This window comes from Pseudomonas sp. 300 (assembly GCF_055803035.1).
Map to the genome: position 1 here is coordinate 1,358,828 of NZ_JAVLRV010000002.1, position 6,333 is coordinate 1,365,160.

General features: G+C 59.5%; 6 protein-coding genes. 5 read left to right on the forward strand and 1 reads right to left on the reverse strand.

The window, feature by feature from the left end; genetic code table 11:
• Nucleotides 1-180: 180 nt before the first annotated feature.
• Nucleotides 181-1,254: a 3-deoxy-7-phosphoheptulonate synthase gene (locus Q7W83_RS12865; protein WP_150630030.1), complete on the reverse strand. Its 1,074-nt coding sequence runs from the start codon at nucleotides 1,252-1,254 to the stop codon at nucleotides 181-183.
• Between the two features lie 628 nt (nucleotides 1,255-1,882).
• Between Q7W83_RS12865 and Q7W83_RS12870 the strand changes: the two genes are divergently transcribed.
• The 5 genes from Q7W83_RS12870 (at nucleotide 1,883) to pgsA (ending at nucleotide 6,271) form a co-directional block, all read left to right on the forward strand.
• Complete coding sequence (locus Q7W83_RS12870) at nucleotides 1,883-2,641, forward strand: carbon-nitrogen hydrolase family protein (RefSeq protein ID WP_473656166.1); 759 nt, start codon at nucleotides 1,883-1,885, stop codon at nucleotides 2,639-2,641.
• On the forward strand, nucleotides 2,641-3,084 hold the full coding sequence (locus Q7W83_RS12875; RefSeq protein WP_150630027.1) for a GNAT family N-acetyltransferase: 444 nt from the start codon (nucleotides 2,641-2,643) through the stop codon (nucleotides 3,082-3,084). The genes Q7W83_RS12870 and Q7W83_RS12875 overlap by 1 nt, the downstream gene beginning before the upstream one ends.
• A 126-nt stretch (nucleotides 3,085-3,210) precedes the next feature.
• Nucleotides 3,211-3,852 (forward strand): response regulator transcription factor GacA, encoded by a 642-nt coding sequence (gene gacA, locus Q7W83_RS12880; RefSeq protein ID WP_008015884.1) that lies wholly within the window; start codon nucleotides 3,211-3,213, stop codon nucleotides 3,850-3,852.
• A gap of 2 nt (nucleotides 3,853-3,854) precedes the next feature.
• Nucleotides 3,855-5,678, forward strand: coding sequence for an excinuclease ABC subunit UvrC (gene uvrC / locus Q7W83_RS12885; protein ID WP_150630025.1), 1,824 nt, complete (start codon nucleotides 3,855-3,857; stop codon nucleotides 5,676-5,678).
• Between the two features lie 32 nt (nucleotides 5,679-5,710).
• The gene (pgsA, locus tag Q7W83_RS12890) at nucleotides 5,711-6,271 is read left to right on the forward strand and encodes a CDP-diacylglycerol--glycerol-3-phosphate 3-phosphatidyltransferase (protein ID WP_150630023.1); all 561 of its coding nucleotides are present in this window, start codon (nucleotides 5,711-5,713) and stop codon (nucleotides 6,269-6,271) included.
• Nucleotides 6,272-6,333 lie beyond the last annotated feature (62 nt).

Here is a 6,333-nt window from a genome sequence, read left to right on the forward strand (position 1 = left end):
TAAAGCACTCGGACGTTTGCGCGATGTATGAAAAAGCCGCTGTAAATGGGTGAAGAACGGAATAGGTAAGGTACGAATATTCGAATAAGCAGGAGGCTTTTTTCGGAATGTCCGGACGTCCTTTAATCGGAGGTAGCGCAGAGTTCTGCAATGCCCTACCTCCGAAATGTCATTTGCCTATCAGCCGCGTACCGCCCGCAACCGATCCGCCGCCGAACGCAACAACGCCTCCGTCCCGTCCCAGCCAAGGCAGCCATCCGTGACCGATACGCCGTACTTCATCGTCGGGCTCAACGGCTGGCAACCCTCGAACAAATGGCTCTCGATCATCATTCCGATCAACGATCGATCACCTTGAAGGCGCTGCTCAAGCACATCGTTGAACACCGCCGGCTGCCGCAACGGGTCTTTGCCGCTGTTGGCGTGGCTGCAATCGACCATGATCCGGGCCGGGATCTTCAGTTTGAGTAGATCGCTGTTCACCTGGGCGACGCTGTCGCGATCGTAGTTCGGGCCGCGATGGCCGCCGCGCAGTACCAGATGGGTATCGGGATTGCCCGGGGTCTGAATGATCGCCGGATGTCCCTGACTGTCGACACCGAAATGCCGATGCGGATGGGCAGCGGAGCGCATGGCGTCACTGGCAACACCGACGCCGCCATCGGTGCCGTTCTTGAAGCCGACAGGCATGTTCAGGCCGCTGGCCATTTCTCGGTGGATCTGCGATTCGGTGGTGCGGGCGCCAATGGCAACCCAACTGAGCAGGTCGTCGAAGTAACCGGCGGCCATCGGTTGCAACAGTTCGGTGGCAATCGGCAGGCCGAGTCGAAGCATTTCGCGCATCAGCTCCCGGGACAGGGTCAGGCCACCCGCCATGTCATCGCTGCCGTCCAGGTGCGGATCGTAGGCCAGGCCTTTCCAGCCGATGGTGGTGCGGGGTTTTTCGACGTAGGCGCGCATCACCAGGAGCATTTCATCGCTGACGTCGGCGGCGAGGCGGGCGAGGTGACTGGCGTATTCGAGGGCGGACTGCGGATCGTGAATCGAGCAAGGGCCGACGATGACCAGCAAACGGGAGTCTTCACCGTTGAGAATCGCGCGGACCGCATCGCGGTGGGCAGCGACTTGCCGGGTCAGGGCGTTGCTGAGGGGCAGTTGCTGTTTGAGTTGCAACGAGCTCGGCAGGCGCAGGGTCAGCGCTTCATTGGCAGGGCTCAGGGTGGACAGCGGCAAAGCAGATACGGACGAGTTCATGTTCAGGCTTCCTGGGCGGGCGGCGGGTTTGTTCCCGCGCGCTCGGCCCTACTGGGGTGTTCGACAATTGGCCGGGTTGGCTGCGTGTGTGTGCTGCTTGCCACCTGTGGGTGACCGATCGGAGGCGGCAGGCTGTCCCGAGCGGAGGCTGGTAAATCGCCAGGCGGTAAAACTGTCGTGACGGTAATAAGTGGCGTAGTTCATTTCGTAAATCCTCAAAGTGTCTGGCTGTTGCTAAAAAGTGCGGGGCTGAAAAAACAAAACCCCCGGTCGGGAAGCCGACCGGGGGTTGAGAATTCTCTGGTGGCGACCCGTTTAAAGTGGGCGCCGTGTGGGTATCAGGCGCGCCAGTGGCTAAACCAATACCCAAAATAAAAGCTGACCGGAGCGCAGACGTCATTCACCCGGGCAGCCGCAACCGAGCGCGGGGCGCTGACGGAACGAAGCTGTGAGAGGGTGTTGAACATGGTCTGTCTCCGATGGATGCGCCGAGCTTACTAGAGGCCGGTACACGGATTCAATCACAAATTGCTATCGATCAGTCGTGGCGTTTTCTATCGCTTGAGTGCGTCGAGGGTTGTGACACACTCGCCCTTTAAACAAAAACACCACGTCGCAAGGACGAACCATGACGCCTCTGACCATCGCTGCCGCTCAATCGATCTCTATCGCGGGGGACCTGGCCGCCAATCTCGCCTGGCATCAACGCTTCATGCAGGCGGCGGTGGAGCAGGGCGTACAGTTGCTGGTGTTTCCGGAACTGTCGCTGACCGGGTATGAGCGCGGGCTGGCGGCTGAACTGGCCGTTGTTCCGGAGGACACTGTGCTGCAACCACTACGGGATTTTGCGCAGGAAATCGGCGTAACGACTGTGGTCGGGATGCCTATTCGTCTGTCGGAGAATTCGCCAGTGTTGATTGGGGCACTGGTACTGGGCGCCGATGGTTCACTCGGTGTCTACAGCAAACAGCATCTGCATCCCGGCGAGGAAGTCGCTTTTTCACCGGGCACCGGCGGTTCGACCCTGACCCTCGGCGACGACACGGTCGCCCTGGCGGTGTGCGCCGATTTTTCCCACGCCAGCCATGCGGCCGTAGCGGCACAGCAGGGCGCGGACATTTATGCCGCCGGCGTGCTGATCACCGGAAACGGTTACGCCCCCGATACTGCATTGTTGCAAGGCTATGCCGTCACGCACTCGATGGCGGTACTGATGGCCAACCATGGCGGCGCGACGGGGGGCTGGGAGTCGGCAGGATGCAGCGCCATCTGGGCGTCGGACGGTTCGTTGATGGCCGTCGCACCCGGCACTGGCAATTTTCTGGTCGTTGCAAGCCGCAATGTTGACGGCTGGACGGGGCGAGTCGTCGCCGTCGCGGAGGCTTGATGGGGTTCGAATTACGTCCAGCGACGTCGCGGGACCTCGACTTTGCTCGTGAACTGACCTGTAAAACCATGCTCCGCTATTACATTCAGCACGATCTGCTGTGGCAGGACGAGGCTTTCGATGTGGCCTGGGCGGGGCGGGAAAACTGGCTGATCGTCCGGGGTGACAGGCGGCTGGGTTATGTGAGCCTGAGTCGAGATGCGAGGGCGTTGTACATCCGAGAGTTGCATGTGCTCGAAGCGTTCCGGGGGCAGGGTGCCGGTTCCTGGGCGATCGATCAGGTATTGGCAATGGCGCGCAAGGAGCGACGCCCGGCATTGCGCCTGACGGTTTTTGAAAATAATCCGGCGAAAGCGTTATACGAGCGAAAGGGCCTGACAGTGGCAGGCAAAGATGAGTGTTTCCTGAGAATGCAGCGAGATGTCGATACCTCGTATCGCTGAAACACGCATAAGACAAGCCTTTCCAGACGTATTGATACTTTTTATATGACGCTTGCCGCTAGGTCTGCCAGTCGCTTTTTGCTAAGGTGTCGGCAACTCAATAAGACCATATCGCGAGGTGTCTGCTTGATTAGGGTGCTAGTAGTCGATGACCATGATCTCGTTCGTACAGGCATTACACGAATGCTGGCTGACATCGATGGCCTGCAAGTAGTCGGCCAGGCTGAGTCCGGGGAAGAGTCCCTGCTCAAGGCGCGTGAGTTGAAACCCGATGTGGTGCTGATGGACGTCAAGATGCCGGGTATCGGTGGTCTTGAAGCCACGCGCAAACTGTTGCGCAGTCATCCGGATATCAAGGTCGTCGCGGTCACCGTGTGCGAGGAAGATCCGTTTCCTACACGGTTGTTGCAGGCAGGAGCCGCGGGCTACCTGACCAAAGGCGCCGGGTTGCCGGAAATGGTCCAGGCCATCCGCCTGGTGTTTGCCGGGCAGCGCTACATCAGTCCGCAGATTGCCCAGCAACTGGCGATCAAATCCTTTCAGCCGACCAACGATTCGCCCTTCGATGCCCTGTCGGAACGGGAAATCCAGATCGCATTGATGATTGTCGGCTGCCAGAAGGTCCAGATCATTTCCGACAAGCTGTGCCTGTCGCCCAAAACCGTGAACACCTACCGTTACCGAATTTTCGAAAAGCTTTCGATCAGCAGCGATGTCGAGTTGACGCTGTTGGCGGTTCGTCACGGCATGGTTGATGCCAGCCTCTGAAAATGACTGACACCTTCGATCCCAGTGCTTTCCTGTCGACGGTCAGCGGGCGCCCCGGCGTCTATCGCATGTTCGACAGTGAGGCTCGCCTGCTCTATGTAGGCAAGGCCAAGAACCTCAAGAATCGCCTGTCAAGTTACTTCCGCAAGTCCGGCCTCGCACCGAAGACCGCTGCGCTGGTGGCACGTATCGCCCAGGTCGAAACGACGATTACGGCCAACGAAACCGAAGCCTTGCTGCTTGAGCAGACGCTGATCAAGGAATGGCGTCCGCCCTACAACATCCTGCTGCGCGACGATAAATCCTACCCTTACGTGTTTCTCTCGGACGGCCCGTTTCCGCGCCTGAGCATTCACCGTGGGGCCAAAAAGGCCAAGGGCAAATATTTCGGCCCTTATCCCAGCGCCGGGGCTATTCGCGAAAGCCTGAGCCTGCTGCAAAAAACCTTTTTTGTTCGCCAGTGTGAAGACAGCTACTACAAGAACCGCACACGCCCATGCTTGCAATATCAGATCAAACGCTGCAAGGCGCCGTGTGTGGGGCTGGTGGAACCCGAGGTCTACGCCGTGGACGTTCGTCACTCGGTGATGTTCCTCGAAGGGCGCAGCAATGCGCTGACCGATGAATTGTCCGCCGGCATGGAAGAGGCGGCGGTCAACCTCGAGTTCGAGCGTGCCGCCGAATTGCGCGATCAGATCTCGTTGCTGCGCCGGGTCCAGGATCAACAGAGCATGGAAGGCGGGACGGGTGACGTCGACGTCATCGCAGCATTCGTCAACCCGGGCGGTGCCTGTGTTCATCTGATCAGCGTGCGTGGCGGCCGGGTGCTGGGGAGCAAGAACTTCTTCCCGCAGGTGGGCATTGAAGAAGACGTTGCCGAAGTCATGGCCGCGTTTCTCGGTCAGTACTTCGTCAGCAGCCCTGAACGGGACTTGCCGAGCGAGCTGATCGTCAACGTGGTTCACGAAGATTTCCCGACGCTGATCGCCGCGATCGAAGAGCTGCGCGGTCGTGAGCTGACCATCAGCCACAGGGTTCGGGGCACGCGCGCGCGCTGGCAGCAATTGGCCGTGACCAATGCCGAACAGGCACTGGGCGCGCGTCTGGCCAACCGCCAACACGTGGCGGCACGTTTCGAGGCCCTGGCCGATGTGCTGAAACTGGATGAGCCGCCGCAGCGCCTGGAGTGCTACGACATCAGTCATTCCAGTGGTGAAGCGACCGTGGCGTCTTGTGTGGTGTTCGGCCCCGAAGGGCCGATCAAGTCCGATTATCGTCGTTACAACATCGAGGGCGTCACGCCGGGTGATGACTACGCCGCGATGCACCAGGCCCTGACCCGACGCTTCAGCAAACTGAAGGACGGCGAGGGCAAGTTGCCGGACATTCTGCTGGTGGACGGCGGCAAGGGGCAGCTGTCCATGGCGCGCGATGTGCTCAACGAGCTGGCGGTGCCGGACCTGATTCTGCTGGGCGTGGCCAAGGGCGCGACGCGCAAGGCCGGTTTCGAAACCTTGTACCTCAACGATGCCGCCCACGAATTCACCTTGCGCGGCGATTCTCCGGCGCTGCATTTGATTCAGCAGATCCGCGATGAAGCCCACCGATTTGCAATTACCGGGCACCGCGCCCGTCGTGGCAAAACGCGCCGCACGTCTACGCTTGAGGGCGTTGCCGGGGTTGGTCCGACACGTCGTCGCGATTTGTTGAAACATTTTGGTGGATTGCAGGAGCTGTCTCGTGCCAGCATCGACGAGATCGCCAAAGCACCCGGGATCAGTAAAAAGCTCGCAGAGTTGATTTATGCAAATCTGCACAGCGAGTAGAATGCCACCTCACCTCGTAGCCAGTTGTGCCGATGAATATCCCTAATCTGATTACCGTTCTACGCGTCCTGCTTATCCCGATCTTCATTTTACTGTTCTACCTGCCTTACCAATGGAGCTACGTGGCGTCCGCTTCGGTCTTCGCGTTTGCCGCCGCCACAGACTGGCTGGACGGTTACCTGGCTCGCCGTTTGGAGCAAAGCACGCCGTTCGGGGCGTTCCTCGATCCGGTGGCCGACAAGCTGATGGTCGCCGTGGCGCTGGTGCTGCTGGTGCAGGAGCATGGTAATTTGTGGCTCACGCTGCCGGCCGCTGTCATCATCGGGCGCGAGATTGTCGTCTCGGCGCTGCGCGAATGGATGGCCGAGCTCGGTGCTCGTGCTCACGTTGCCGTGTCGAACCTGGGCAAATGGAAAACCGCCGCGCAAATGCTCGCGCTGGTGATCCTGCTGGCCAATCCGTCGGACTTCACGTTCTGGGTCCTTGTGGGGTACGCCTTGTTGCTGATCTCTGCGGGCCTGACATTGTGGTCCATGGTTCAATATTTGCGGGCTGCATGGCCGCATCTGAAGACCGACGTGGAAAAGAAATAAACTTTTTTGAATCAAGGGGTTGACGGGGCTTCTGGATTCTATAGAATGCGCCACACCAAGAC

Excerpts from the sequence above, each read along its gene's own strand:
- Q7W83_RS12865 (WP_150630030.1), bottom strand. The coding sequence starts at position 1,254 with ATGAACTCGTCCGTATCTGCTTTGCCGCTGTCCACCCTGAGCCCTGCC.
- Q7W83_RS12870 (WP_473656166.1), top strand. The coding sequence starts at position 1,883 with ATGACGCCTCTGACCATCGCTGCCGCTCAATCGATCTCTATCGCGGGG.
- Q7W83_RS12875 (WP_150630027.1), top strand. The coding sequence starts at position 2,641 with ATGGGGTTCGAATTACGTCCAGCGACGTCGCGGGACCTCGACTTTGCT.
- uvrC (WP_150630025.1), top strand. The coding sequence starts at position 3,855 with ATGACTGACACCTTCGATCCCAGTGCTTTCCTGTCGACGGTCAGCGGG.
- pgsA (WP_150630023.1), top strand. The coding sequence starts at position 5,711 with ATGAATATCCCTAATCTGATTACCGTTCTACGCGTCCTGCTTATCCCG.